At 68.4% G+C, this 24,327-nt stretch carries 24 protein-coding genes, 1 tRNA gene and 4 pseudogenes; 18 read left to right on the top strand and 11 right to left on the bottom strand.

Annotation, left to right across the window (positions count from 1 at the left end; translation table 11 throughout):
- Positions 1-518: 518 nt before the first annotated feature.
- Together ACWD6R_RS15040 and ACWD6R_RS15045 are read right to left on the bottom strand one after the other, a co-directional pair.
- Positions 519-800 carry a hypothetical protein gene (locus tag ACWD6R_RS15040; protein ID WP_451819076.1) on the bottom strand — a complete coding sequence of 94 codons (282 nt, stop codon included), beginning with the start codon at positions 798-800 and terminating at the stop codon, positions 519-521.
- Positions 801-900: 100 nt separating this feature from the next.
- Positions 901-1,899, bottom strand: coding sequence for a helix-turn-helix domain-containing protein (locus ACWD6R_RS15045; protein ID WP_451819077.1), 999 nt, complete (start codon positions 1,897-1,899; stop codon positions 901-903).
- 67 nt (positions 1,900-1,966) lie between these two features.
- Here ACWD6R_RS15045 and ACWD6R_RS15050 point away from each other — a divergent pair, with 67 nt between their 5' ends.
- Positions 1,967-3,202, top strand: a complete 1,236-nt coding sequence (locus ACWD6R_RS15050; RefSeq protein ID WP_451819078.1) for an MFS transporter — start codon at positions 1,967-1,969, stop codon at positions 3,200-3,202.
- A gap of 183 nt (positions 3,203-3,385) precedes the next feature.
- Positions 3,386-5,002, top strand: coding sequence for an IS1634 family transposase (locus tag ACWD6R_RS15055; protein ID WP_451819079.1), 1,617 nt, complete (start codon positions 3,386-3,388; stop codon positions 5,000-5,002).
- Between the two features lie 104 nt (positions 5,003-5,106).
- Here the strand turns inward: ACWD6R_RS15055 and ACWD6R_RS15060 are convergent, their stop codons facing one another.
- Positions 5,107-5,754, bottom strand: a complete 648-nt coding sequence (locus tag ACWD6R_RS15060) for a dihydrofolate reductase family protein (protein ID WP_451819080.1) — start codon at positions 5,752-5,754, stop codon at positions 5,107-5,109.
- Positions 5,755-5,820: 66 nt separating this feature from the next.
- On the bottom strand, positions 5,821-6,108 hold the full coding sequence (locus ACWD6R_RS15065) for a DUF4277 domain-containing protein (RefSeq protein WP_451819081.1): 288 nt from the start codon (positions 6,106-6,108) through the stop codon (positions 5,821-5,823).
- A 425-nt stretch (positions 6,109-6,533) separates the two neighbouring features.
- On the opposite strand from ACWD6R_RS15065, the gene ACWD6R_RS15070 reads away from it, so the two are divergent.
- Entirely contained in the window at positions 6,534-7,013 is a 480-nt protein-coding gene (locus ACWD6R_RS15070; protein ID WP_451819082.1) for a GNAT family N-acetyltransferase, read from the top strand.
- A 288-nt stretch (positions 7,014-7,301) separates the two neighbouring features.
- Entirely contained in the window at positions 7,302-9,071 is a 1,770-nt protein-coding gene (locus ACWD6R_RS15075; RefSeq protein ID WP_451819083.1) for a hypothetical protein, read from the top strand.
- Positions 9,072-9,172: 101 nt separating this feature from the next.
- On the opposite strand, the gene ACWD6R_RS15080 is transcribed toward ACWD6R_RS15075, so the two are convergent.
- Together ACWD6R_RS15080 and ACWD6R_RS15085 are read right to left on the bottom strand one after the other, a co-directional pair.
- Positions 9,173-9,325: a hypothetical protein gene (locus ACWD6R_RS15080; protein ID WP_451819084.1), complete on the bottom strand. Its 153-nt coding sequence runs from the start codon at positions 9,323-9,325 to the stop codon at positions 9,173-9,175.
- Positions 9,326-9,333: 8 nt separating this feature from the next.
- Positions 9,334-9,762 (bottom strand): hypothetical protein, encoded by a 429-nt coding sequence (locus tag ACWD6R_RS15085; protein WP_451819085.1) that lies wholly within the window; start codon positions 9,760-9,762, stop codon positions 9,334-9,336.
- Positions 9,763-9,789: 27 nt separating this feature from the next.
- Between ACWD6R_RS15085 and ACWD6R_RS15090 the strand changes: the two genes are divergently transcribed.
- The 4 genes from ACWD6R_RS15090 to ACWD6R_RS15105 are packed head-to-tail and all read left to right on the top strand — an operon-like array spanning position 9,790 to position 12,435.
- Positions 9,790-9,912 (top strand): hypothetical protein, encoded by a 123-nt coding sequence (locus ACWD6R_RS15090; RefSeq protein WP_451819086.1) that lies wholly within the window; start codon positions 9,790-9,792, stop codon positions 9,910-9,912.
- A 3-nt stretch (positions 9,913-9,915) separates the two neighbouring features.
- Positions 9,916-11,016 (top strand): helix-turn-helix domain-containing protein, encoded by a 1,101-nt coding sequence (locus tag ACWD6R_RS15095; RefSeq protein ID WP_451819087.1) that lies wholly within the window; start codon positions 9,916-9,918, stop codon positions 11,014-11,016.
- A 14-nt stretch (positions 11,017-11,030) separates the two neighbouring features.
- Positions 11,031-11,699, top strand: a complete 669-nt coding sequence (locus ACWD6R_RS15100; protein WP_451819088.1) for a YdcF family protein — start codon at positions 11,031-11,033, stop codon at positions 11,697-11,699.
- Complete coding sequence (locus ACWD6R_RS15105) at positions 11,665-12,435, top strand: WbqC family protein (RefSeq protein ID WP_451819089.1); 771 nt, start codon at positions 11,665-11,667, stop codon at positions 12,433-12,435. The genes ACWD6R_RS15100 and ACWD6R_RS15105 overlap by 35 nt, the downstream gene beginning before the upstream one ends.
- Positions 12,436-12,462: 27 nt before the next feature.
- Here ACWD6R_RS15105 and ACWD6R_RS15110 read toward each other — a convergent pair.
- Positions 12,463-13,667 (bottom strand): annotated as a pseudogene (locus ACWD6R_RS15110) (mobilization protein); the annotation flags it as partial.
- 29 nt (positions 13,668-13,696) lie between these two features.
- A pseudogene (locus ACWD6R_RS15115) lies at positions 13,697-13,834 on the bottom strand (IS5 family transposase); the annotation flags it as partial.
- A 187-nt stretch (positions 13,835-14,021) separates the two neighbouring features.
- On the opposite strand from ACWD6R_RS15115, the gene ACWD6R_RS15120 reads away from it, so the two are divergent.
- Positions 14,022-14,105: a cittilin family RiPP precursor gene (locus ACWD6R_RS15120; protein WP_358943971.1), complete on the top strand. Its 84-nt coding sequence runs from the start codon at positions 14,022-14,024 to the stop codon at positions 14,103-14,105.
- 82 nt (positions 14,106-14,187) lie between these two features.
- Complete coding sequence (locus tag ACWD6R_RS15125; protein ID WP_451819090.1) at positions 14,188-15,504, top strand: cytochrome P450; 1,317 nt, start codon at positions 14,188-14,190, stop codon at positions 15,502-15,504.
- On the opposite strand, the pseudogene ACWD6R_RS15130 reads toward ACWD6R_RS15125, so the two are convergent.
- Positions 15,505-16,074: pseudogene (locus tag ACWD6R_RS15130) on the bottom strand (IS5 family transposase); the annotation flags it as partial. It abuts the gene before it with no gap.
- A 516-nt stretch (positions 16,075-16,590) separates the two neighbouring features.
- On the opposite strand from ACWD6R_RS15130, the gene ACWD6R_RS15135 reads away from it, so the two are divergent.
- The 3 genes from ACWD6R_RS15135 to ACWD6R_RS15145 all read left to right on the top strand — a co-directional run bounded on the left by ACWD6R_RS15135 (position 16,591) and on the right by ACWD6R_RS15145 (position 18,338).
- The gene (locus ACWD6R_RS15135) at positions 16,591-17,472 is read left to right on the top strand and encodes a hypothetical protein (protein ID WP_451819091.1); all 882 of its coding nucleotides are present in this window, start codon (positions 16,591-16,593) and stop codon (positions 17,470-17,472) included.
- 29 nt (positions 17,473-17,501) lie between these two features.
- Positions 17,502-17,699, top strand: a complete 198-nt coding sequence (locus tag ACWD6R_RS15140; protein WP_451819092.1) for a hypothetical protein — start codon at positions 17,502-17,504, stop codon at positions 17,697-17,699.
- A 348-nt stretch (positions 17,700-18,047) separates the two neighbouring features.
- Positions 18,048-18,338: a hypothetical protein gene (locus ACWD6R_RS15145; RefSeq protein WP_451819093.1), complete on the top strand. Its 291-nt coding sequence runs from the start codon at positions 18,048-18,050 to the stop codon at positions 18,336-18,338.
- Between the two features lie 218 nt (positions 18,339-18,556).
- Here the strand turns inward: ACWD6R_RS15145 and ACWD6R_RS15150 are convergent, their stop codons facing one another.
- A complete protein-coding gene (locus tag ACWD6R_RS15150) occupies positions 18,557-19,018 on the bottom strand; it encodes a hypothetical protein (protein WP_451819094.1) in 462 nt (153 codons plus the stop codon).
- Positions 19,019-20,026: 1,008 nt separating this feature from the next.
- Here ACWD6R_RS15150 and ACWD6R_RS15155 point away from each other — a divergent pair.
- Positions 20,027-20,718 (top strand): annotated as a pseudogene (locus tag ACWD6R_RS15155) (tyrosine-type recombinase/integrase); the annotation flags it as partial.
- A gap of 72 nt (positions 20,719-20,790) precedes the next feature.
- Here the strand turns inward: ACWD6R_RS15155 and ACWD6R_RS15160 are convergent.
- Positions 20,791-20,865, bottom strand: a tRNA-Val gene (locus ACWD6R_RS15160).
- 190 nt (positions 20,866-21,055) lie between these two features.
- On the opposite strand from ACWD6R_RS15160, the gene ACWD6R_RS15165 reads away from it, so the two are divergent.
- The 4 genes from ACWD6R_RS15165 to ACWD6R_RS15180 all read left to right on the top strand — a co-directional run bounded on the left by ACWD6R_RS15165 (position 21,056) and on the right by ACWD6R_RS15180 (position 24,314).
- Complete coding sequence (locus ACWD6R_RS15165) at positions 21,056-21,856, top strand: DUF4097 family beta strand repeat-containing protein (RefSeq protein WP_451819095.1); 801 nt, start codon at positions 21,056-21,058, stop codon at positions 21,854-21,856.
- A gap of 71 nt (positions 21,857-21,927) precedes the next feature.
- Positions 21,928-23,295, top strand: coding sequence for a hypothetical protein (locus ACWD6R_RS15170; RefSeq protein ID WP_451819096.1), 1,368 nt, complete (start codon positions 21,928-21,930; stop codon positions 23,293-23,295).
- Positions 23,296-23,441: 146 nt separating this feature from the next.
- Positions 23,442-23,963, top strand: coding sequence for a DUF4383 domain-containing protein (locus tag ACWD6R_RS15175; protein ID WP_451819097.1), 522 nt, complete (start codon positions 23,442-23,444; stop codon positions 23,961-23,963).
- A gap of 126 nt (positions 23,964-24,089) precedes the next feature.
- On the top strand, positions 24,090-24,314 hold the full coding sequence (locus ACWD6R_RS15180) for an FmdB family zinc ribbon protein (RefSeq protein ID WP_327246529.1): 225 nt from the start codon (positions 24,090-24,092) through the stop codon (positions 24,312-24,314).
- Positions 24,315-24,327 lie beyond the last annotated feature (13 nt).

Below are 24,327 nucleotides of genomic sequence, written 5' to 3' on the forward strand. Positions count from 1 at the left end.
CTGGATCAACAAGCCGGCCCAGCAGACCGACGAGACAGAAATCGCAGCAAGCTAAAAACATCAACAAACCGACTCAAACAGGTTGACGGGTTCCGCTGGCGTGTGGCACGTTTCGCTCGTATTCCGGTCCCACCCCTATTGGGGCCGCTCGTGTGCGCTATGGCGATACGGCGCAGGGAGCGGTCGCCGAGGCGTCGGTGCAGCGCACGCAGCTCAGCGTGGAAGGTGAGCAGCGCTCCGGGCGGCAGAGTGAGCGGCGGAAGTCCTCCGGGGCGTCCCATCCGTGGTTGTCCTTCGTTGTGGCCGGGGGATCCGGCGCGGTGTGTTTTCTGACGTTATGTCCGCCTGCGTCGGCGGTACCAGCTGCGGGTATGGCGGGCGCTCTCGGCGAGGAGCACGACGAGGGCGCCGGCGACCACCTGGTTGATGATGTCCACTCCGGCAGGTTCGCAGCGGCCTGGGGTCAGGTGGCCACCTGCGGCCAAACAAGACCGTTCGCGGTTGAAGATGGCCAGCTGCTACAGCACGCCGAGCAGGGCGTTGTCCTCCCACTGGTCGACGACTTCGAGGTAGCCGGCGAGGACCTTGGAGTGGGGGGCCCATCCGCCCTGCTTGGCGATGACGATCTGGTCGTGGCCCTTCATGCGGGATGAGGTGGCGAGTCCGCGGTGGGGGCTGTGTCCGGTGAAGCGGATCTCGATCCCGGCCCGTTCGCCGGCGCGGGTGACGACGTCGCCGATGGACTCGGGCTGCAGACCGCCTTCCATGACGGTGTGCCAGCGGTTGTTGTCGCGTCTCATCGAGTCTGCTCCGACGTTAGGTCCCTGACCAGGTCGGAGCAGTTTCGTTGAGACTGGCGGGACCGGGCATGAGTCATCCGATCTGCTTCATTCCGCAGCTTTACTCGCCACGTCTCACCGAATCTGCTCCAACGGATCCGGATGCATCCATGAGCACCTCCCCTGCCGCCGTCCGGACGTACAGCACCGACCGCCCCGCCCGTCGCCGCTCCACCATCCCCGCGTCGAGCAGCACCCGCAGATGCCCGCCCACCGAACCCAGCGGCCGCCCGGTCACGGCGACCAGCTGAGTCGTGCTCATGGGTGTTCCGAGCAGCGTCAGCAACCCGGCTCGCGCGGTCCCGATGAGCGCCCCGAGCCCGGCCGGGACGGGCCGTCGGTCGTGGTCCTCTGAGAGCACCCCGAGACACGGGTAGACGACTGCGTACCGTTCCCGTCCCTCCCACGACACCCAACTGGTCCTCGGCGTGACCGGCATGAACAGCAGCTGGGCCCCGCTGGCGAGTTCCCGCGGCGGATAGGCGTTGTGGTTGACCTGGAAGCGGCTCTCCCCGAGCCACCGGGTCCCCGGCTTCAGCGAGTCGAGGACGGCCGCCCAGCCGCCCTGATTGACTCGTGCGGTCCGCGCGGCCATGTCGGCCTCCATGACGCGCCGTCGGCGCTCCCAGTCCGGCCGGACGGTCTCCTCCCATACGTACGTCAGGAGCGCGGTCGCCCGCTCGGGCAGGTCGTCCCGCTCCAAGACGGAGGGGAGCGGTCCCTGCAGGGACACTCGGAGGTTGGCCCGTGCCTCCCCGGCATCGGTCGTCCGCACCCGGGCCACGGTCTCCTCAAAGCTCTCCCCGACGCAGGAGGTAGGGCAGAAGAAGTCGGCGATCCAGGAGGTGCCGATGGCCGCCTGCACGAGCGGCGCGGCAGCCGGGTCGGCCGCGAGGTGCGCACGGTAGCCAGGCAGATGCGCGCGCAACCAGGCATCCTCGCCCGGATGGGCGCCGGTCCCCGCGTACAGCAGTCTCAGGCTCGCGAAGGCCTCGGCGAACGGCGAGAGCACGAACCGGCTGCGGGCCAGGGTGTCGGTGTCGATCTGCCACAAGCCCATCCGTACGACCTTTCGCGTGTCGCCGAAACAGTACACACGGGCCCGGGAGGCTCGGAGGCTTCGGCGCATGCGCAGCTACAGATCTCTGTTCCGCACCGCGGAGTTCACCCCGTTCCTGCTCTCGTTCGCCGCTTTCGCCGCAGCCCAGACGATCGGCGGACTGGCCCTCGCCACGCTGGTCTTCCGGGCCACCGGCTCCCCGTTCCTGTCGGCGGTGAGCATGTTCGGCCCGCAGCTGGCGCAATTGCTGGGAGGCGCATTCCTGCTCTCGGGCGCCGACCGCCTGCCCCCACGCGCGGTCCTGTCTGTCCTCGCCCTTTCCTTCGCAGTCTGCACGGCGGTCCTTGCGCTGCCCGGCCTGCCGGTCTGGGCGGTCTTCGTCGTCGTACTCCTGCAGGGCCTGGTTGCGTCGCTGGGCGGCGGAGTGCGCGGGGGAATGCTCAACGAGATCCTGACCAAGGACGGCTATGTTCTGGGCCGTTCGGTCTTCAACATGCTCTGGGGTCTGACACAAATGGCCGGTTTCGCGACGGGCAGCGCGCTCCTTGCGCTCCTCTCGCCGCGGACCTGCCTGCTCCTCGCGGCGATGCTGTACGTACTGTCCGCCCTCGTCACCCACCTCGGCCTCACGGCCCGCCCACCGCGCTTCGCCGGCCGGCCGTCCGTCTCGGCGACCTGGCGCACCAACGCCCTCCTATGGTCCTCACGCCACCGCCGCCTGACGTACCTGGGCCTGTGGGTCCCCAACGGCCTCATCGTCGGCAGCGATTCGCTGTACGTCTCCTACGCCCCCGAAGCCGCCGGCCTGCTCTACGCATTCGGCGCGCTCGGGATGTTCGCGGGCGACTTGGCCGTAGGCCGTCTCGTAGCGCCCGTCCTGCGCCCTCGCCTCGCGACACCGCTGCGCCTGCTGCTGGCGGTTCCCTACCTGTTCTTCGTCCTGCAACCGGGAGTGGCGCTGTCAGCCGTGGCAGTCACCATCGCCTCCGTCGGCTTCGCCGCGAGCCTGGTCCTCCAGGAACGTCTGATGTCGCTCACCCCCGACGACCTCGCGGGCCAGGCTCTCGGGCTGCACGCCACCGGCATGGCCGCCTTCCAAGGCTTCGGTGCCCTCCTCGCGGGCACGCTGGCCCAACTGACCTCCCCGGCCACAGCGATGACGCTGATGGCGGCCGCATCGGTCACAGTGACCCTGACCCTCGCGGCGCTGGGCAGGCACGAGGAACCGCAGCCGGCCGTCCCCGGTACGCGCCCCGGCTTCTTGTCGGAACCAGCTGACCAGCGGGGCAGCGGATGGCGGTAAGACTGGTTTCGCTTCTGCTCCCTCCGTCGTTCGGAAGAGCTAGCCCCGTATTTCGCGGGTCGCTGATTCGGCTGGAGAGCGGGGCCGGGCAGTGTCCGGCACGGGCCTGTCAACGTTGGTCCGGGTGTGTCGATGACTTCCCGGTCCCCGCGGCCACGGACGGAACGCCCCCGTATGGAGTGCGTGATCGAGTCCGTGGTGACCAAGCGTTTGGGCGCTCTGCCCGTCGCTGCCGAGTTTCTGCGCCGGCTGGATGTTGCGGGGATCGTCGATGCCCTTTGCCCGCCCGATCCCCGGGCGGAGCTGACGCACGGCCAGGTGATCGAGGTGCTGGTGGCCAACCGGCTGACCGCTCCGGCGCCGCTGTTCAGGGTCGGGGACTGGGCCAGCAGCTGGGCGGTGGAGGAGGTCTTCGGCGTCGAGGCCGACCTGCTGGGTGACGACCGCCTGGCGCGTGCTCTGGACGCCATCGCTCCGCACCTGGACCGGCTTGCCGGCAGCGTCGGGGCGGCCGCGATCGCCCACTTCGGCATCGATGTGGCCCGCATCCACTGGGATATGACGAGCATGTCCGTGCACGGCACCTACCCCGAGGCCGGGCAGGACGAGGACTACCCGATGGTCAAGTTCGGGCATCCCAAGGACCGGCGGGTGGACTTGAAGCAGGTCCAGGCCGGCATCGGGGTGGCCGCCGACGGCGGCGTTCCGATCTTTTCCCGCGTCCTTTCCGGCGGCGCCGGGGAGGTCTCCCAGGTCGTCGGCGCGATACAGGCCCTCAAGGCACTCGCCGGCGAGCGACGCCTGCTGATGGTCGCGGACTCCAAGCTGTACTCCTGGGGCAACATCGGTGCGCTGCTGGCCGCCGAGGTGGACTTCATCGCGCCGGTACCGGCGTCCAGGATCGGCGATGAGTTCTGGGCCGGCCTGGACCTCCAGCAGGCCGCGCCGGTGGACTACACCGCCGAGCGGGAGGAGCACCTGCCGCCCGAGCAGCGCGGGCACTACCGCGTCCTTCAGGACATTCAGCGCATCCCCGGGCCACGCAAGCGCGATTCGGTGCTACAGGTGCGCCGGATCCTGGTGCACTCCACCGGTAACGCCGCCGGCCAGCGCCAAGCGCGCACCAAGCGGCTGGCCAAGGCCACAGCCGAACTGGAGAAGGTGCAGCGCGGGGCCGGTGGCCGCTACTACAACACGGCTGAGAAGCTCGCCGCCCGGGTCGGGGCAATCGCCAAGACCCGCAGGGTCGCCTCCTGCCTGCGCACCGAGATCGGCACCGACGAGGAGGGCCGGCCGACCCTGGCCTGGCACTTCGACGAGCAGGTGCTGGCCGCGCAGGCGGCGGCCGACGGCTGGTACGCGCTGATCACCTCCCGCCCGGTCGAGCAGGCCACACCCGCCCAAGTCCTGCTGGACTACAAGGGACAGGGCGACGCCGAGCGCCGCTACGGCGACTTCAAGGGGCCGCTGGCGGTCACCCCGGTGTTCGTCCAGCACAACCGGCGCGTCGCCGCCCTCGTCCAGGTGATCTGCCTGGCCCTGCTGGTGTTCTGCCTGATCGAGCGGCAGGTACGGCAGGCGCTGGAACGCGATGGAGACGGCACGATGCCCGGGATCTACCCGGGCCGCCGCCGAGTGCGGCCCACGGGCCGGATGATCCTGCATCACCTCGGTGAGCTCCAGCTACGCATCCGCGGGGCCACCGACCCGCCCACCATCATCCTCAGCCGGGTCGTCCAGGTCGACCTCCTCGATCTGCTGGGGCTCGACGTGCGGCGTCCACGCTGGCTGCAGACCTGAACAGCACCCGCAGCGACCCGCGAAATGCGGGCTAGGACGCCGCTGGGCGGCGGCCATGCCGCGGGCGCCGGTGACGGAACCCGCGCCGGCCGGCTGGTCCGGCCTCACTTCCGCCAGAACAGGTGGTGCGTCACGCCGCTCGGGCTGGGCACGACGTCCTGGTGGAACCGGTCGAGCAGCTCATCGGGGGACTCCCACAGCCGGGCCCCGGAGCCGAGCTTCGTCGGCAAGACCGCCACATGCAGGGTGTCGACGAGCTCGGCCTCGAGGAACTGCCGGATGATCGTGGCCCCACCGCCAAGCCGGACGTCCTGGCCCTGCGCCGCCTCCTTCGCCTGGGCGAGCACCGCGGCCGGGTCGCCGTCGACGAAGTGGAACGTGGTGTCGGAGAGCGTGAACGACGGGCGCTTGTGGTGCGTCATGACGAACACCGGCGTGTGGAACGGGGGCTCGTCACCCCACCACCCCTGCCACTCGTGGTCCTGCCAGGGCCCGCGCTGCGGCCCGAACTTGTTGCGGCCCATGATCTCGGCGCCGATGTTGCGGGCGTAGTCCCGCGTGATGTAGTCGTCCAGCCCTCGGCTGCCACCGGGTTCGGAGCGGTTGATGGGTGGGTGGTCGGTGGCAATGGCCCAGGCGAACATGTTCCCCGGATCGGCATGGCCGAACGGCTTCTCGAGGCTCTGGCCCTCGCCGGCGCCGAACCCGTCGCTCGAGACGGTGAAGTTCTGGACCCGCAGCAACTGGCTCATGTCGCTCCTCCTGCTTCACGCTTTCTGATCACTTGACGAACGGTAGACCGGCCGGGCCGGGAAAACTCATCCCCGCATCGTGCAGTTCTCATCGAGCTCCCGCGGCCGCGCCGGGCGAGCTTCCAGCGGGAGCGGCGGGTCTTCCGGCCCTTGCTTTCGCCGCGGGCGGCCGCGGCCTGGCGGGGCCAGCTCCCGGTTGGCCACCAGCACCTCGATCACCTGGCCGTGCGTCAGCTCCGCCCGGGGATCGGGCGGGCAAAGGGCATCGACGATCCCCGCAACATCCAGCCGGCGCAGAAACTCGGCAGCGACGGGCAGAGCGCCCAAACGCTTGGTCACCACGGACTCGATCACGCACTCCATACGGGGGCGTTCCGTCCGTGGCCGCGGGGACCGGGAAGTCATCGACACACCCGGACCAACGTTGACAGGCCCGTGCCGGACACGGGTGGCGAGGAACATTGGAACGAAAACCGGCGTCTGTACGCTCCGTGACGGTCTGCCACGGATATCGGCCCAATATCTGTGGGATCGGTGACGCTGAGCTGTGACGACACCGCGCCAGGACTGCGCGAAGCGGTCCCGTTATCTGCGGCAAGGCCCTTGGCGCCGGTTCTCGGTCCGTTGTTCCCCGACCCCCGAATCAAGGGCGGGAGGTGCTCGCACAGCTCCTGGCCCCGCGACCGGCATTCCGTCACCTCACGAGCCGCACTTCGTCAGTAGCCCACGCCCGGACAGCGTGAGATCAACGCCCCGTCTTCGCCCACCTGGAGGATTCCATGCCGCTGCCCGTCCCGCCCGTCCGGCTGACCAGCCATGATCTCGTACTGCGGGAGTGGGAGGAAACGGACCTATCAGCCATGGTCGAGCTGTTCGACGAGCCCGAAATAGCTGACCGCACCCCGCTCTGCTCACCCTTCGACCTGGACGCGGCACGCGAGTATCTGGAGATGATCCACCGCACCCGAGCCGAAGGACAACGACTCCACCTCGCCATCACGACCGACGGCCATAAGCCCCTCGGTGAAGTGCTGCTCAACCTCTCCCGAGGCACCATGGGCTACGCCGTCGGCACCACCCACCGCGGACAACGCCTGGCCCTGCGAGCCGCGCAGCTCTTGACCGGCTACGCCCACCAGGTCTTGGAACTGCCCCGCGTCCTGCTGGCCGCGCTGCGGGAGGCCAGTCTGTGGGCGGGCATCGCGGGGAACCAGATCGTACGGGCCGGTAGCCGCCCGGCCCATGCTGAACGAGCGTGAATGCAACTCTGACTGCGACCCTCGGGCCATCCCCACGGTCGCCCGCTTATCGCCCTGCGTGGTGCTTGGAGCGTGTTCGGGTGGAGGAGGGTCACTGAGGTTTTCTCAGCGAAATGATCTCCGCCAGCCACGTCGGCGACATCGCCCGCGTCGCCTTCGTCCTCAACGGAATCTGGAAGCGACCTTCACTGAGCAAACGTCACTGGCCGCCCGGCGGCCTGACGTACTCTTCGGCAGTGAACGCCGACGACGTCAGGCCGTTGCACGCCCTCGCGGGGAGGAGATCGCATGCAGGACCCTTCTGACTCGATGGAGGCCGCCGAGCCTGATGGGAACGGCCGGAGCGATGCCACCGATTCACGTGATGCGGACTATCCGGCCCCCCACTCGGGTAGCGATTCGACGACGGCATCGACGGTCCTGGTGGAGGTGCAGCCAGGGCTTGCCGTCGCCTTCGGGGAGGTCCCTGCGGAGCTCATTTCGGAGCTCAAGCTCTATCCGATCGACTTGGGGCTCGTGTCCGTCGAGGACCGCACGCGGATCTCGGCAGCCCTCGCCTCGATTGGCAACACGGCGACCGTGGGCGGCAACCTCGCAAACGCATTCGCCGGCGTGGAGGGGGTCTACAGGCTCGGCGACGCGGCGAGGGCGTATCTGAGCGCCGGCGGAGCGCTCGCCGTCAAGGATGGCGCGAATCTCGGGGCAGTTTTCGTCAACGGCAAGATAGTCCATCAGGTCCGCTGGATCCCTGTGACTGCGGTGAGCGCGGCGGGGGTCGCGGCCGCGATCGGGCCGGCACTGGCCATGGTCGCGCTGCAGATGATGCTGAGCCAGGTCGCGGGCCTCGTCAGAACCAACATCGCGCTGACAAGCCAGGTCCTCACGACCATGCGCCACGGGCAGTGGGCCGACCTGACGGCGCTCGTCGACACCGTCGATCGCGCAGTTGGCCGCGCGCGAGAGCTCGGATCGGTCACGACGACCGAGTGGGAGAAAGTCGCGGCTAAAGACGATGACCTGCGTAAGCAGCGCGAAACGTACCGACTGAACGTCGGCGAACACGTCCGGCAGCTCGCTCAGCTCGACACACATGACCGACGTCAGTATCTTGAGACGAACGCCAATGCAATCGTCTTCGACGCCCACGCCCTCCTGTCTTCGCTCAAGGCATGGACCGGATACCAGACGCTCCACGCTGCGCGTGCGAGAGCCGCTGGACGCGAAGAAGCCGACGAGGCACGCCTCGTCGAGATCATTGAGCGCGAGACCGGCGAGGAGTTCAACTCCGCCCTGGCCGAGACGACGAGCCTCGTCGACTCGCTGACGCGGGAGCTACGAATCATCGCCGAGCTCCCCGGACGCGCAGCAGTGCCGCTGATAGGGAAGCGGAAGGACTCGAAGAAGGCTCGCCTCACCAGTGCCCACCTTCTGGAGGCGATCCAGCCTCTTGCCGACGCTCTCCATCCACCAGTCCCTCCACTCCAAACTCCCGCCGTCGTCTGCGCGCCCAAGTCACTGGATCTCGAGCGGTACCTTCGCATCCTGCGATGGTTCCTCGAGGACGGTGAGACCCTCCGCGTCCTCGGCCTCGATGCCCCCGCTCGAATTGGTGCGATCCTCGACGGAGCAAAGGGGAAGGTAGCGCCGGCGATGGACAAGGCGGCGGCAAGAAATCTGGTCGCCGTCACGGATCGCCGCATCATCACGGCCAAGGCGAACGCATTCCTCGGGCAAGGCGAGATCGGTCATGACATCCCGATAGACCGAGTGCGATACGTCCGAGCACCGGCCACACAGGACGGAAACGGGCGCTCGGCGATCGACCTCATAACGCCCGAGGACAACATCCGGTGGCTCTTCGACTCCGACATCGATAACACCGATGTGGCCGCGCTCGCCGCCGTGCTGGCCGAGTCGATGAACATCCCGGACGACGAACGGGTTCAGCTCCAACGGCGGTGCCACGCCTCTCTGGAGGCGGGCACGAAGGGTGAAGGTGCTGGTACGAGGTCCGTGGAACCGTCTGGATCCGAGGCCCTGACCGGCGATGCCGAGTAAGACCCGAGCCGAGAGAAGCTGGGCCGCAACCGACCGCACGCGCGGGCGCCCCGAGCACGGCGGCATCGTAGTCGTGCTCGGGAGCGCCGGTTCCTCGATGGTCAGAGAAGCGCCCGGGCGACCCGTTGCTTCAGCTGCTCGTCGGCGAGGCTATCCACCGTGCGCCACGCGGCGTCGGTGACCTCTTCGGTCTGTAGTTCGCCGATGTCGGCGGTGGTACGGAAGAGGAAGCGGAAGTTCTTGGATTCGATCATTGTTGCCCTCATGACTCGGTCTCCAGGAGGCGGGTGGTTCCCGGGCTGTGGCGGCGGGCCGCCGTGGTGGAGGCGGCCGGCGGGCATGCGGGGCGGGACCGGCGGACCAGAAGCAGCCGGGAGCCGACAGCCTCGATCCGCCGACCGCGTTCAGCGGCTATCGCCCTCGGGCCGAGGTGTGACGCGGCCGGGGCGAGCACGCCGTAGACATCCGGCAGGGCCAACACGTCCAGCAGACCGGTGAAGGCCGCCGAGCCGGGGCCGGCGCCCGCCTCGCGTTCGGTGAAGACGCCGGACAGCTCCAGCTCGTGGTTGCGGCAGTACTCGGCGAGCGAGGCGACCAGCGCCTCCTGCCGGGCTTCGGAGACCCGCACCAGCCGCAGAAAGCCGTAGACGACAGGTCCGCTGACCAGGCGATGTTCCGTGAGGGGTTCCATGCGGGGGACCGTCCAAAGGGTCGACACGTGGTGACGATCCTGAGCATGGAGGTCCCCGAACTCCTGGCCAATCACCTGCCGTTCTACTTCCGTTCCACTTCCGTACCGCCGCCCCCAGGCATCTGCTTCGATGACGGTGGAAGGGAGTGAGGCGTGGCAACCGTGCACCACTGGACCGGCCTGGAGGCCAGGGCTCTGCGTCTCGCCCTGCGTCTGAGCGTGCGGGCCTTTGCCGAGCACCTCGGCGTGGCCGTCGCGACGGTCTCGAAGTGGGAGAGCAAGCGGGCCGAAACCGAGCCCAGACCCGACACCCAGGCCATCCTCGACACCGCCCTCGGACGCGCCGACGCCCCCGCCCACCTGCGCTTCGAGACGCTGCTGTCCGAGACGGCCAGCACCGTGCAGAACGCCGGTCGGCGCGTCACCGCCGCCGGCCCCCGAGCCTGGGAGTACGAATCGTGGGCCGAGGACCTGGACCGCGTCGTGGTCGCGCTCTCCCGTCAGAACTTCGCCTTCGCCGACAGCCTGCTCAGCCGCTGGTTGGTGCGGTTCAACGCCCGGGAACTGGACGAAAAGGGCCTGTACCTTTTCGCCCGCTCGACCGCGCTGCTCGGTGACCTCAAACGCGACCAAGGCTCTGTGCTCGGCCCGCTCTCCGCCCAGCACTCCTACGCCGGGGCTCGCGCGGTATTCACCCAGCTCGACATCCCGCGTCGTGTCGCCCAGCTCGACCTCTCCCTCGTGGTGGTCACGGAAATGTCCGGCAAGCTAGAGGTTGCCGCCCGCCACTACGAAACCCTCGCCGTCGACGACCGGCTTTCCCGCCGGGACCGCGCCAGGGCCCGTCTGTGGGTGGGCACAGCGCTGAGCAAGAACGGTCGGCACGACTACGCGACCCGCGTCATGCAGGCCGCGACCCGCGACTTCGAGGACCTCACCGAACCCGACGACTGGTCGGTGACCCACCAGAAACTCGCCCTCGCCCGCCGTGGCGCCGGCGACCTCACCCAGGCCCTGCACTTCATCGACATCGCTCGCAGCAGCGGGGCCGCCGACTCCCCGATGCAACGCGTACGGCTGGACACCGCTCATGGCCACATCCTGCTCTCCGACGCGGCGACCCGGGATGATGGACTCCGCGTCCTCGATCAGGCCACCCGCACGGCCGCGCAGTACGGACTCGTGCACCAACTGCGCAGTATCGAGGGCATCAAGGCCATGAACGAGGGGCCGACCGGCCCCCGGCGACGGTGACCAGGGAGAGACGCGTGAGCGACAACCAGCAGGCCATCACCGAGGACCAGTGGCGCCGGGCCGCGCTCATCTGGGACTACCACCAGATGCACCACCAGCTGCGGCCCGTCGACGTGGCGATCGGGCTGGGCAGCCACGACCTCGGCGTCGCCACCCACTCCGTCGAGCTGTACCGCGCCGGGCTGTTCCCGACCCTGGTCTTCACCGGCGGCAACAGCCCCACCACCGCCAAGGTCTTCCCGCGCGGCGAAGCCGTCCACTTTCGCGAGCACGCCATTGACCTCGGCGTCCCCGCCGAGGCGATCCTGCTGGAACCGGAGGCCGGTAACACCGGGCAGAACGTCACCCTCTCCCGAGAGGTCCTCGCCGCCGCCGGCATCACCCCGACGACGGTGATGCTGGTCTCCAAGCCCTACATGGAACGGCGGTCGTTCGCGACCGCCCGCAAGCTGTGGCCCGACGTCGAGATCCTCTGCGCGTCGGAGCCGCTGGAGTTCGACGACTACGTGAAGTCCATCGGCGACGAGAAGCTCGTCCTGGACATGCTCGTCGGCGATCTCCAGCGGGTCATCGAGTATCCGAAGCTCGGATTCGCCATCGAGCAGGAGGTCCCGGAGGACGTGCATGGAGCGTACGAATCCCTCATCCGTGACGGCTTCACCAGCCGTCTCATCGCTTCCTGACCTGCCGGAGCCGGGCGGGCTGTGCGCAATTCACCAGCCCAATTGGTTCCCGAGACTGACCACACTGGCCAAGCTGTTCGCGGCGGACTACTGGATCGTCCTGGACGATGCGCAGTTCACCCGCCGCGACTACCAGCACCGAGCCCGCCTCGGTGCCCTCGACGAACCGGATCGTCGGCAGTGGCTCACCGTCCCCACACGCCTCCCCCACGGACGGCCGACTCTCATCCGGGACACGTTGATCGACGATCCCGACCGAGCCCGTCGGAAGACCGCGGGTGTACTGCGGCAGCACTACAGAGCGAGCCCACACTGGCCGGCCCTCGCACGGACCCTGGACCCAGTACTGGACGCCTTCGGCACCGGCAGGACCGCCACTGTTGCCACAACCTCCACCCGCGTTCTGCTCGACCTGCTTGGCTGGCAGGGACAGATCCTCGCCAGCAGCGATCTGCCCTCCCGCCCGGGACGTTCCCAGAGGCTCGCCGATCTCTGCGCCGTAACCGGCGCCCGCGCGTACGTGTGCGGGACCGGCGGCATGACCTACCTCGACCCGGCACCGTTCGCCGCCGAGGGCATCGCCGTCATGCCGTTCCAGCCGCCGACGACCACCATCTGGTCCTCCAGCCGAAGGCTCAGTGCGCTGTGGGCGTTGGCGGCACTCGGCTCGCAGGATGTGGCCGCCTGCATGCAGAGGCTCGCCTTGGACCACGGCCTTCTGGTGGCCGCCGCTTGACTGCTGCCCCTTCGCGCTTTGTCCGGATCAGCGGTGTGGGCGGCTCGGCCGGCTCGTGGGAGCTGCGGTTGTCGTCGGCGGCCGGGCGGCGGGGGAAGGGGTGCCCAAGGCTGATGCGGTGGTGCTTCGCAGCCGGGCCGCCTCGGCGCGGCGGTTGGGTGCGGGGTTGCGGCTGGTGTGCTGGATGCGGGTGATCAGGACGCGGGCGGGCCTGTGGGCGGTTCCGAGCTCTCGGCGGCGGCCGCTTCCCTGAGGAGCCGGTGGGGTTTGTGGCCGCCGGCTTCGGCGTCGGCGAGGACGGCGGCGAGCGCGGGCCAGCCGGGGTCGGTGAGGATCCGCTCGGCGTGTTCGGGAACGGCGGCGCGTACGTCGTTGGCAAGGTCGCGACGAGTCTCCTCCTTGGGACGGCGGGCTTCGAGTTCGGTGAGCGTCGGAGTGAGCGCGTCGTCGGCTGCGGACTGGAGATGCTTGACGGCTTGGCGGGCGGCGTCGGCCTGGTGGGCGTGGCCCTTGGCTTCATGCCAGCGTCCGGCGAGGATGGCGGCCCTGACGAGTGCGGCGGTCAGGGCTGCGAGGGCACTGCCGTCGGGGCCGGTGGCGGTGTTGGCGATGTCGCGGGCCGCGGTCCGCAGGGCGTGGGCGGCACGGTCTTCGGCCCGGATTTGAGAGCGCTGGGCGCGGGCGAATGCCCGGCTGGCCGAGTGCAGTTGGGCGCAGAGGTTGACGGGGGCTTTCTGGGCGGTGGCTTCGATCAGTTCGCCCAGGGCGGTGATGTGCGCCTGTGTCCGTGCGTCCTCGTCGGCGCTCGTGCCGGTGGCCTCTGTGCGGAGGGTGTCGAGGGCTTCGGTGGCCTGATGCCAGGGAGTGGTGGGTCGGTTGCGGCGGGCGGTGGGGTGTTCCTCGGGCGCGCTGGTTTCCAGGCGGGTTTTAATCTTGGGCAGGGTCAGGTCGGGGGCGATCTTCCCGCCGGGGTGGTAGATCTGCTCGCCGTCCTTGTTCAGGTCGCCGGGCCGGCCGACGGCGTAGCCGAGGAGGTCTCCGGACGGGCCGCGCCGGGGCTTGACCAGGATCTCGTCGGCTTCGAGGTAGGCAAGGAGTTCCTCGGCGCTGGTGGCGTGTGGGATGGCGGCGCGGATACGGTCTTGGAGCCACTGGCGGCTGGTCTGCTCCCAGCCGAGGCGCTCGGCTTTGTGCATCTCGGCCTGGGTGGGGCGCCGGTCGGCGGTGCGGTCTTGCAACCAACGACCAGCCCGTAACTTCACGGCCTTGGGGTAAAGCCCCTGTTCCCGGGCTTGCGTTGGGTGATTTCCATGTCGATTCCGAGGCGGGCGGCGTGTTCGACGAGGTGCTTACGGTAGCCGCCGTCGACCCAGACCGTTCGGATCATGGGGTGCTCGGCATCCGCCTCCGGGGCCCGGCCTGGCAACCGCTTTCGAATTAGCCCTGATCGCAGGATGGGGCGCAATAAGCCTCTTTGTCCCCATATGAGAAAAGTACCTCTTGACGTGTGCCAATCAACGCCAATACCGTTTCGGCCGTTGGTGCTCTACCACGATCCGAGTGTATTCATCGGGAGGTATATCTCTATGCGCAAGCTCGTGCTCACCGGAGCCCTGTTCATGCGACTCACCCGCAAGGACCGACTGACCGCCCCGTACTCGTATTACTGATCGGCGCGGAAAGTAGCTGCCGGGGTGTACGAGCGCTGCTCGCACACCCCGGTAGTCCCGGAAAGGTGAAAGGCAGGGCGGGGTGGCAGGGAAAACGCTGGTAGACATACCGGGGCCGGCAGGCGACCGCGTACTCGGAAATCTTCAAGAATTCAGCACCGATCCACTCCGGTTTCTCACCGCATGCGCGAGGGAGTACGGGGACATCGTCCGCATCAGTCCGCGGAACGTCCTGCTCGCGGGCCCTGAGCACGTCGAGCGCATGCTCGTCGACCGCAACGCCGACTTCGTCAAGCAAGGCCCCGAGACCCGGCGTGCGGGACGCAGGCAGAGCCTGCCGCTGTCCACCATGAGCGCTGACGGGGAGGACTGGAAGGCCAAGCGTCGGCGCATCCAGCCAGCCTTCGGCCGGGAACTGTCCGCGACGGCCGCCGCCGCCATGCGCGGGCAGGGCGAACGGATGCTGGAGCAGTGGCGTCCGGGCCAGGTGCGGGACCTGCAGCAGGACGTGTCAGTGGTGACCCTGCGCCTGGTCACGGCTCTGATGTTCGGCGAGGAGTACACCGACTCGGAGGTCGCCGAAGTCGCCGGGATGGTAGTTCCGATCATGGAACTCTCCGCCTCGCCGGTGGTGCTCCCCGAGTGGCTTCCCACCCGTCGCAAGCTGCAGATCCGCCGCAATCTCCGTCGGGTCGAACGGACTCTCGCCCGAGTCGCCGCCTCGGGCCGCGCAGCGGACCCGAAAGCCGCGCCCGTGCTGCACGCGCTGCTCCACGGCACGCCGACGCCCACGTCGGCCGAGGTGAACGACGAACTGGCAACCCTGCTCATGGCCGGATACGAGACCACGAATGACGCCGTGGTGTGGGCCAGTGTCCTGCTCGCCCGAAATCCGGATGCGGCGGAGCGCGTGTACCGCGAAACGGAGAAAGCGCTCGCTGGGAATGCCACCGGGATGGCGCTGCTGGGCGAACTGCCGTACACCGACGCTGTTCTGCGGGAAAGCCTCCGGTTGTACTCACCAGTCTGGATGACCAGCCGGGACGCCCGTATCGATGTGAAGTTCTCGGACTACGTTATTCCGGCTGGCACCACGGTCACGGTGAGTCAGTGGGTGAACCACCGCGACCCGCGGTACTGGAAGCAGGCCGGAGAATTCCGCCCAGAACGCTGGCTGGGGAAGGAGCCGACGGAAGTTCCACGCGGCTCCTACTTCCCCTTCGGACTCGGCCCGCGTACGTGCTTCGGCGCCTCCCTCGCAGGGGTCGAGGCCGTCAGCCTGCTGGCCACTGTCTGGTCCCGCTTCCGCCTCCGCCTCGCGACCCCGGAGTCCGTCCGCCCTCGTCCAGCCCTCGCCCTGCAACCGCTGGACGCACGCTTCACGGTAGAGGCATGGTGATTAACGGGGATCTACAAGGCGAAGCGGGCCGCTCCGCTGAGTCCGGACGGGCCGAGCGAGGTCGGTCATGGCGAGGTGGATCATGGCTTCGGAGCGGGTGGGCAGGGTTTCGTAGTCGCGGGCCAGGCGGCGCGAATGCATCAGCCATGCGAACGTGCGCTCCACCACCCAACGGCGGGGCAGCACCACGAACCCTTCCATGTCGTCGGTGCGTTTGACGACCTGCAGGGCCAGGGTGAGTTTCTCTCTCGCCCAGTCGATGAGGCCGCCGGTGTAACCGCCGCCGGCCCAGACAAGGATGATCTCCCGGTGCAGTGACCGCAGTCGCCGCAGCAGAGGCACGGCCGCCTCCCGGTCGCCCACGTTCGCGGCGGTCACCGCGACGACCAGCAGCAGGCCGAGCGTGTCGGTCACGATGTGCCGTTTGCGGCCCGGCACCTTCTTCCCGCCGTCGTACCCGCTTGAGGCAGTCGGCACGGACGCGGAGGCCCGCACCGACTGCGCGTCGATGATCCCCGCCGAAGGTTCCGCCTCCCGGCCCTCGCACTCACGGACCTTCCCGCGCAGCCGGTCGTGGAACTCCGCTTTGTAAGTTCGATCCAGGCCCCGCGCGGCCTGCTGGGCTGCGCTGAACGGGCGCTGACCGGTCCAGGGCGAGCCGCCCCGCTACGCCGACGTCCGCGCTCGTTGATGTCAGGCGCGGATGTCAGCGCCTCTCTCTCACCACCTCGATGCGCACTACGGGAGGGGGAGGTCGGCGGGGTCTCCTCGGTCGGTCAGCCGAGTGCCTGGGGTTGGTGGCGGTCGGCTGCGGACGGCTCCGGCACCCCGCGCCGTGTGCCGACAGCGGCGCTGGCCCCTGCGTATCTCAGGTGAGTCCGCTGAACGAGCGGCAGTGTTACTCACGTTGAGTGCTGGACATATCACCCTTATAGCGGCATCAGCGGGCACAGTCCGTAAATCGAACATACGGTTTCTTTGCTCGGCGTCTTTGCCGAGCAGGAATGGCCGGTCGCCCGCTTGCGGGACCGCCGTCTCGGGCGAGCGGACCACCGCGCCGACACGGAAACGGAAGAGGCGAGTTCGATGTTGCTGACCCAGGTCGCTCTTGTATCTGAAACCAACCAGATCACCCCCGCGCAGCTCAACCGCGTGGCGGCCTCGCTGCAGAAGCAGGCCACCCGGGACTTCAGCCCGCTCTGGAACGTCTCCGCGACAGTGGACCCGTTCGACCAGCTGGAGGACGTCCCCGTCGGGTACTGGCCCGTCATCGTGCGCGACGACATCAATGAGCCTGGTGCCGCCGGAGTCCACCTCGATGAGCACGGACAGCCGTTCGCCCTCGTCCAGTACAGCGACAGCTGGTCGCTCACGGCGAGTCACGAGACACTCGAAATGCTGGCCGACCCGACGGGCAACAGGCTGATGGCGGGCCAGTCCCCCAAGCCGGACCAGGGAGTCGTCGAGTTCCTGGTCGAGGTGGCCGACCCCCCGGAGGACCCGCAGTTCGGGTACACCGTGAACGGATTCCTCGTCTCGGACTTCATCACGCCGCACTTCTACGATCCGGTGCCGGCCGACGGCGTCCGGTACAGCTTCGGCGGCAACATCAAGGAGCCCCGTTCGATCCGCGAGGGCGGTTACATCAGCTGGCTCGACCGCACGACCAATGAGTGGTGGCAGCAGGTCTGGTTCGGCACGTCGAAGGCCGAGTTCCGCCTCCTGGGGCGCATGACGCACCGAACCAGCAGTCTCCGCTCCGCCATCGACGCCAAGACGGAGACGGCTCTCCGCATCGCCCAGGCTGGACCGCAGTCCCTCAAGTTCGCCGACGCCCGGACACTGACCACGCAGATCAAGAAGACCACTGCCTCACGGGCGCAGGGCTGGCGGGACCAGATCGAGGCCCTGATGGCAGGCAAGATCGTCGAGGGTGCCTGGGAGGGGGGCGAGGAGCAAAATGGGTAATGCGCCATCCCGGGAGCGGGAGGACTGTCATGAGCGAAGCAGACGAAAAGGCGAGAAGGGCTCGCGCGGCCCAGCTGCATCAGCAGATCGAGAGGATAAAGGCGGGGATGTCGCGGCCGCAGCCGCCCCGCGCGGATGAACCATCCAGCGGCGAAAGCATGCGCGAGTACACCCAGCGACACATGCGCGAGAGCGAGACAGCCGAACCGGATGAACAGGACCAGTAGGACGCCTTGGGGCCGACGGTCGGACACCGTCGACCCCGAGTGCCGTACAACCGAGAAACCCTCGCTGACCTGCTCCTAAAGCACCGGCCGATTCCTCCGCAACTCGAACGCCTTCACCTCGGAGCGGCACTCCTGCCCTCCGGACGCGGCATGGCACCTTCTGATCCGTAGCTCTAGCCGGATCGGTCAGCGACGGCCATACCGGCCGCTGCACGGCCCCGGAGAGGCGGTAGCGGACAGGAGCGGTTGCATAGGTTGCGGTACGGCGCTGCTGTACCGCAAAGTCGGTGCTGCTAGAACCGGGACGCACGATGGTTCACCGTTCGAAATGCATGAGGTTGGAGAGCCGTGGATCTGGCAGAGTCCCTCGACAAGGCCGTGGCCGCCCTAAAAGCTCCGCTGGAGCGAGTTGACCGTGAGCAGGGCTGGACTGATGACCTGCGGCGGGAGATCCAGGAAGAGATCTCGATCAACCGCTCGGCGCTGCGGCGACATGGGCATGGGACAGTCAGGTACCTGCGACCCCGCCTCGATGAGTGGATGGCGCGCGAGGTCGTTCAGCCGGGACGCCTCCGCGATGTGGTCATGGAAGTGCAGATGCTCATCACTGAGGCGCACGATGCAGCCCGTTCACGATGACGATCTTGAAAACCGTCGTGGCAGCGATGTCACCGTGGGTTCAAATCCCACACCCACCGCAGGTGAGCGGTCCCTGACCAGGTGAAACAGTCAGGGGCCGCTGTGCTGTGTGGTGCCCGGTCACGACCATGGTTCCCCGAGGTTCCCCGCACGATCGGGCACGGATGGGGCACATCACCTTCTGACATGGCTCCGTTCGTGACACGGCGGCCGGTGTTTCAGGCGGGATGCCACCGAGCCAGGTAGTCCGGGCCTTCTGGGAGGTAGCGACTACCGGGCCTTTCGTAAGACTGCCACTCAGGAACGAGGCGTCGGGCATCCGCCGGCGCACTGCGCCGAGGGTCGAGCAGCACCTGCAGCTCGTCGTAGCGCGCGTCGATGCCCCCGCCGCCTGGGTGCGTGTCGGTGTCGACCTCGCCGGCCTCGTACCGGGCGTTCCAAGTGCAGTAGATGTTCCACTGCTCTCGTTCCATGTCTAGGGTCGGGCGGTCGACGGGCCAGACGAGGAACTCCTCGGCGTCGACTTCGGGGTTCGCATAGCCGTCGACTGACTTGAAGTAGTGGGGCAGACCTCCGATGGAGGCCAAGCCCGAACGAGGGCCGTCATACCAGTCGTTCTCCACGTAGACCTGCTCGAATCCCGCCTCCAGTAGGCGTGCCCTTTCATCCCGTTCACTCATCCACCCATGATCCATCGGATGCGCCTGGGCGAACAGTTCGCGATGTCCCTAGTTTGGAAGATCCCGTACGCGGATCTCTCCTGAGCTGTGGGGATGCTGGCCTGGGCACGCGTCACGTTCTGCCTGTGCTTCCCCGTGATTCCCCGCTCGTATCCGACCCATCGGGCACGCAAGGGGCACGTTCTGCATCTATGCCTTCTGTAGATGCGGCTTGGCCGTGACGTGATCAGTGTGGGGGCACCGTGCCAGCGTTGGGCTTCTTCTTCGTCATCCTGCCGTGCCTGGCCATCGTAAGTTTCACCTGCTTCGCTGCCTGCCGCGCCCAACGACATAAGGTATTCAAGGCCCTGGCGTACCTGTGCCTGTCCGTTGGCCTCATCTGCGGGCTGACTCCAGTAGGAGTCGTGATTTGGGCTTCCACCCTCTAAGCAGGTCGTGTGGGATTCGTCACCTCGCACCCCAACCCACCACTCACCCCAGCTTCCATCCCGTCCGCCTTCGACCCACACACCGTGGAGCGGGCGTGGTTCAGGGCGTCAAGGTGGAGCGCGCCACTGTACGAACGACCTTGACGCCCTGAACCGCGACTGCTCGGCTCTGCCTGGGTCGAAGGTGGTCGGGATGGGAGCCCACGACGCTCGCCACGCTCCGGCCGGCACTCGCGAACGGTGCCCCGTCCATCCCGGAGTCTGAGCGCCCCCGACACCGCCGGAGGCATGTCTTTGAGCCGCGGGCTTGGTTCTCGTCTCATGCCTTCCGGGCCTATCTCTCGTGGGCGCGCGCCGGTGGCGGCAGCGCCGAGCGGGCCGAAGGCAGGAGCGTGGGCGCAGCCAGAGCCGGGAAGCGCGCCCGGCGGAGCGGAGCGCAGCCGGGTGCCTTGATGAGGTAGAGAAACCTGTAACAGCCCCCTGGCGAGATTCGACGTCTTGGCAACCGGGGGCGCCCGTGATGCCCTGGGCTCCTGGATGCGGGAGGACGGATGGCTCTGTCGCAAGGAGGCTTGCGGTCATGCGGAACGTGGCGACCCTCGTTGAACCGCCCTCGGCCGGTACGCGAGACCTGTCGCCCTGGTCGCTGGACGAGACCCTGACCTTCCTTACCGCCGCACGAAAGGATCCGCTCTACGCGGCTTCGTCCTGGCCATCGCGCTCGGCTTCCGTCGCGGGGAAATTGTGGGGCTGCGGTGGGAGAACGTGGACCTCGACAAGCGGGAGATCCGGGTTCGTACTCAGAGGCAGCGTGTCCGCGGTGAGGCGTACGAGGACGATCCCAAGGGGCGTCGCAGGAAGCAGACGCTTCCCCTGCCCGCTCTCTGCGTCGCTCCGCTCCGCTGGGAACGGCTGCGGCAGGCTGCCATACGTGAAGCTGCCGGTGATCAGTGGGAGGGGGCCGGCTACGTCTTCACCACCAGGACCGGTCGGCCGATCGAGCCGCGCAACCTGTACCGCTCGTTCACCCGGGTCGCCAGGACCGCCGGGCTCCGCGTGATCCGGCTGCATGATGCCCGCCACGGCTGCGCGACCCTGTTGACCGCTGCCGGCGTCGCTCCCCGCGTCGTGATGGAGATCCTTGGACACAGCCAGATCGCGGTCACGGTGAACATCTACGCCCACGTCGTCCAGGACACCCAGCGCGAGGCGGTGAGTCACCTGGACCGCATGCTCAAGCGGCGTCCCGACTGTGGGAGACCGCACCCGTGAGTGACCGCACGCGTTGATGTCAAAAGTAGATGTCACAGGCCCCCAACCATGATCGGTTGGGGGCCTTTGTACTGGTGGGCGCGGACGGTTTCGAACCGCCGACATCTGCTTTGTAAGAGCAGCGCTCTACCCCTGAGCTACGCACCCGTGGATGAAGCAACAGCGTACATGGCACAGGGCCCATGCTCACAAACGGTTGTCCGGACCGACGGGGAGACGGGGGATATCCCCACCCCGCTTACGGTAGCCGCCCGGATTCTCCCCGGGCCGGCTCGCTCTCTACGGTGGATCCACACCGGCGGGACAGCCCGCCGGACCGGATGGGGGATCGATCACCGTGGCACTCCGCACCCGCACACGCACCCACACCCGCGCTCGCACCCGGCCCCGCGCGCTTGTCGCGTCCGGCGGGGCTGTCCTCGTCGCCCTGGCCCTCACCGGTTGCGGCAGCGCGGATGTGGACGGCGCGCCGGCCGAGCACAGGTCGTTCGCGCTGAGCGGGAAGACGCTGACCATCGAATCCGGTGGTACGACCGTGGAACTCGTGCCGGCCGATGTGCGCAAGGTCGAGGTGACCCGGCGCGTCGACGGGTGGGTGGTGCTCGGGAACGGGCCCGATGCCCGGTGGTCGATGCGGGACGGCACGCTCACGCTGCGGGTGAAGTGCAGCGCGGTGATCAGTAACTGCGGGTCGCGCCACCAGGTGAAGGTGCCGCGTGGTGTCGCGGTGACGGTCAACGGGGACAACGGGCGGATCCTCGCGTCCGGGTTCGACACTCCTCTCACGCTCCACTCCGACAACGGAAAGGTGACCGTGCGTGACTCCAGCGGTCCGTTGAAGCTGGAGAGCGACAACGGGGGCCTCGTCACGGAGCGGATCTCCAGCAGGTCCGTCTCCGCGCGCTCGGACAACGGGGGGATCCGGCTCGGGTTCAGCGCTGTGCCGGATCTGGTGGACACCGTCAGCGACAATGGCCGGGTGACCATCGATCTGCCGCGCGGTTCGGAGGCGTACGCGGTGACTGCCACCGCGAGCAACGGGCGCATCTCGGTGAAGGTGCCGCGCAGCGACGGCAGTCCTCATGTGGTGAAGGCGCACAGCGACAACGGTCAGATCACGGTGCGAACGGCGAACTAACCGGCCCGTGTGTTCGTCCTTACCTGGTGGGAGAATGAACCGGGCAGGGCGAAACGGCACGGGAGAGGGATGTGACGGCGACAGACGCGCGGCCGCAGGCAGGAGCGGGTGCCATTTCCGCCGTCAGGGACGTCCTCGGGTTGATGCTGCTGCCGGTGCCGTTGCTCGCCGCCACGCTGCCGGCCGCTTTCGCCGGTGGAGGTACGCGGCGCTGGTTCGGCGGCCGCGGGGAGAGTCAGCGGGTCGAGGCACAGGCGGCGAAGGATGCGGCCGCGGAGGCGTTCTACGAGCTGGACACCGCTCAGCGCGATCTGCAGATCTCGATCGAGACGATCACCGCGGTGGACAGTTCGCCCGCCGCGCGCAAGGTCGCGGACGATTTCGCTGCTCTGGGGCGGCGGATCGACGAGGCGAGCCATGCGTACATCACGGCGGTGGACGCGCACGATCTGGACCGGGACGATCTCGAACCGGCGATCGCGGCGCGTGCCAGGACGGAACTGACGGGCGCCAAGGACGAGCTCGTACGGGTCAAGGGCGAGCTCGACCGGTTCGCCCAGGGACTCGGTCCGCTCCTGGGAAACGCGGAGACACAACTCGCCCGGCTCGCGCCCGCCGTGGAGCGGGCCCGGCAGGCGCTGCTCGGTGCGAGCAATGCTCTCGACGCCGTGCGCGCGTCCGGGCTGCGGGCGGACGATCTCGCCGCGCGCCTGGCGGCCCTCGCCCCCGAACTGACCAAGCTCAACCAGGGCGCCGGCCGGCACGGCGTGCCGGAGACGCTGCTCCGCGCCGATCAGGTGCTGCGCGGCGCGGAAGCCCTACGGGCGGAGGCGGCGCAGCTTCCCGAGCGTGCCGCCGAGATCGACCACCGGCTGGTGTCGCTGCGGACCCGTGCCCAGGCGCTGACCACCCGCGCGGGCTCGGTGGAGCCGGTGCTGAGTGAGCTGAGACGGCGTTTCTCGGCCGCGTGCTGGCAGGACCTCCAGCCGGTTCCGGAGCAGGCGGCGGTCAATGTGCGGCAGGCCGAGGAGAAGCTCAAGGAAGCGGCCAAGGCGCGGGACGAGCAGCGCTGGGCGGATGCGACCTCGCGGCTCTCCACCGTACGGGCCCTGCTGAACGCGACGGACGAGGCGGTGTCCGCGGCCGGCGACCGGCTGCACCGGCTCGACGCCGTGGCCAAGGATCCGCAGCAGGAGATCCAGCGGACCCGGTTCGCGATCCGGGACGCGCAGCGTCTGGCCATGGCGGGCCGCAACACGCCCGACCCGCGCCATGCCCGGCCACTGGACGACGGGGTGGCCCGGCTGGAGCGCGCCGTCGCCGGACTGGAGGGCCGCCACCCCGACTACTGGCACTTTCTGACCGAGACGGAAGGGGTGCGGCAGACGGCTGCGAGGGTGGTCTCCGAGATCCGGGAGGAGCGTGGCGCCGGGGGCTGAGCCGAGTTGTCGGGGCCCGGGGCGGGGCGGATCATGGTGGTATTCCGAAGGAGGCCACCACTATGGCCCACGCTCATGCTCCGCGTCTCCCGCACCTCCCTCATCACCCGCAGCGAGCGGCGCGAGGTCCGGCAAGACCCGGCAGAATGGCCCGGCTCGACGAGCATCTCCCGGTCGATCACCGGCTCAGCAGCGTCTACCGCGTCGGGGCAGGGCTGATGGGACTGGTGCTGCTCGCCTTCGGCATCCTGGGGCTCATCGACAAGATCGGCTTCTTCGACACGGGTGGTGCCACCGTCTCTGGCCTGAACACCAACGGCGCGCTCAGCGTCCTGTCCATCTGCGTCGGCCTGCTCCTGTTCATCGGAATGGTGATCGGCGGCAACTTCGCCTCGACGCTCAACATGATCATCGGTATCGCGTTCATCCTCAGTGGCTTCGTCAATCTCGCGCTGCTCGACACGGACTACAACTTCCTGGCCTTCCACCTGCAGAACGTGCTGTTCAGCTTTGTCGTCGGGCTGATGCTGATGATGTTCGGGATGTACGGGAGGGTCAGTGGCGGGCTCCCGCACGACAACCCGTACTGGCAGGCCCGCCATCCCGACCAGGCAGCCCAGGAGCTGCGCCGCAGCCGGCGGCAGTCCATGCCGATTGCCCCGTCGTAGGAGCGGCGCCGTCGCGGCGCTGCGCCGTCCCCGTACCGTCCCCGGGTCCTGTTGCCGGATACCGCTGCCGGGCAGCGCCGCCGGTTACGCACTCCCCATCGTGGGGGAGGCCGTTAGCCTGGGGTCATGCCTCGTTACGAGTACCGCTGCCGCTCCTGCGGAGACACTTTCGAACTCAGCCGTCCGATGGCCGAGTCCTCGGCCCCTGCCTCCTGCCCCGCCGGGCACGAGGACACCGTGAAGCTCCTCTCCACCGTGGCTGTGGGCGGGGGTTCGGCCAAGTCCGCGCCCGCCGCCCCGTCGGGTGGCGGTGGCGGCGGGGGCTGCTGCGGTGGGGGTTGCTGCGGCTGACCCGGCCGCGGCG

It is taken from the genome of Streptomyces sp. NPDC005151 (assembly GCF_053599875.1).

Excerpts from the sequence above, each read along its gene's own strand:
- ACWD6R_RS15085 (WP_451819085.1), bottom strand. The coding sequence starts at position 9,762 with ATGGAACCCCTCACGGAACATCGCCTGGTCAGCGGACCTGTCGTCTAC.
- ACWD6R_RS15050 (WP_451819078.1), top strand. The coding sequence starts at position 1,967 with ATGCGCAGCTACAGATCTCTGTTCCGCACCGCGGAGTTCACCCCGTTC.
- ACWD6R_RS15140 (WP_451819092.1), top strand. The coding sequence starts at position 17,502 with ATGAGCGAAGCAGACGAAAAGGCGAGAAGGGCTCGCGCGGCCCAGCTG.
- ACWD6R_RS15180 (WP_327246529.1), top strand. The coding sequence starts at position 24,090 with ATGCCTCGTTACGAGTACCGCTGCCGCTCCTGCGGAGACACTTTCGAA.
- ACWD6R_RS15120 (WP_358943971.1), top strand. The coding sequence starts at position 14,022 with ATGCGCAAGCTCGTGCTCACCGGAGCCCTGTTCATGCGACTCACCCGC.
- ACWD6R_RS15045 (WP_451819077.1), bottom strand. The coding sequence starts at position 1,899 with ATGGGCTTGTGGCAGATCGACACCGACACCCTGGCCCGCAGCCGGTTC.
- ACWD6R_RS15060 (WP_451819080.1), bottom strand. The coding sequence starts at position 5,754 with ATGAGCCAGTTGCTGCGGGTCCAGAACTTCACCGTCTCGAGCGACGGG.
- ACWD6R_RS15175 (WP_451819097.1), top strand. The coding sequence starts at position 23,442 with ATGGCCCGGCTCGACGAGCATCTCCCGGTCGATCACCGGCTCAGCAGC.
- ACWD6R_RS15150 (WP_451819094.1), bottom strand. The coding sequence starts at position 19,018 with ATGAGTGAACGGGATGAAAGGGCACGCCTACTGGAGGCGGGATTCGAG.
- ACWD6R_RS15040 (WP_451819076.1), bottom strand. The coding sequence starts at position 800 with ATGAGACGCGACAACAACCGCTGGCACACCGTCATGGAAGGCGGTCTG.
- ACWD6R_RS15080 (WP_451819084.1), bottom strand. The coding sequence starts at position 9,325 with ATGATCGAATCCAAGAACTTCCGCTTCCTCTTCCGTACCACCGCCGAC.
- ACWD6R_RS15070 (WP_451819082.1), top strand. The coding sequence starts at position 6,534 with ATGCCGCTGCCCGTCCCGCCCGTCCGGCTGACCAGCCATGATCTCGTA.
- ACWD6R_RS15075 (WP_451819083.1), top strand. The coding sequence starts at position 7,302 with ATGCAGGACCCTTCTGACTCGATGGAGGCCGCCGAGCCTGATGGGAAC.
- ACWD6R_RS15135 (WP_451819091.1), top strand. The coding sequence starts at position 16,591 with ATGTTGCTGACCCAGGTCGCTCTTGTATCTGAAACCAACCAGATCACC.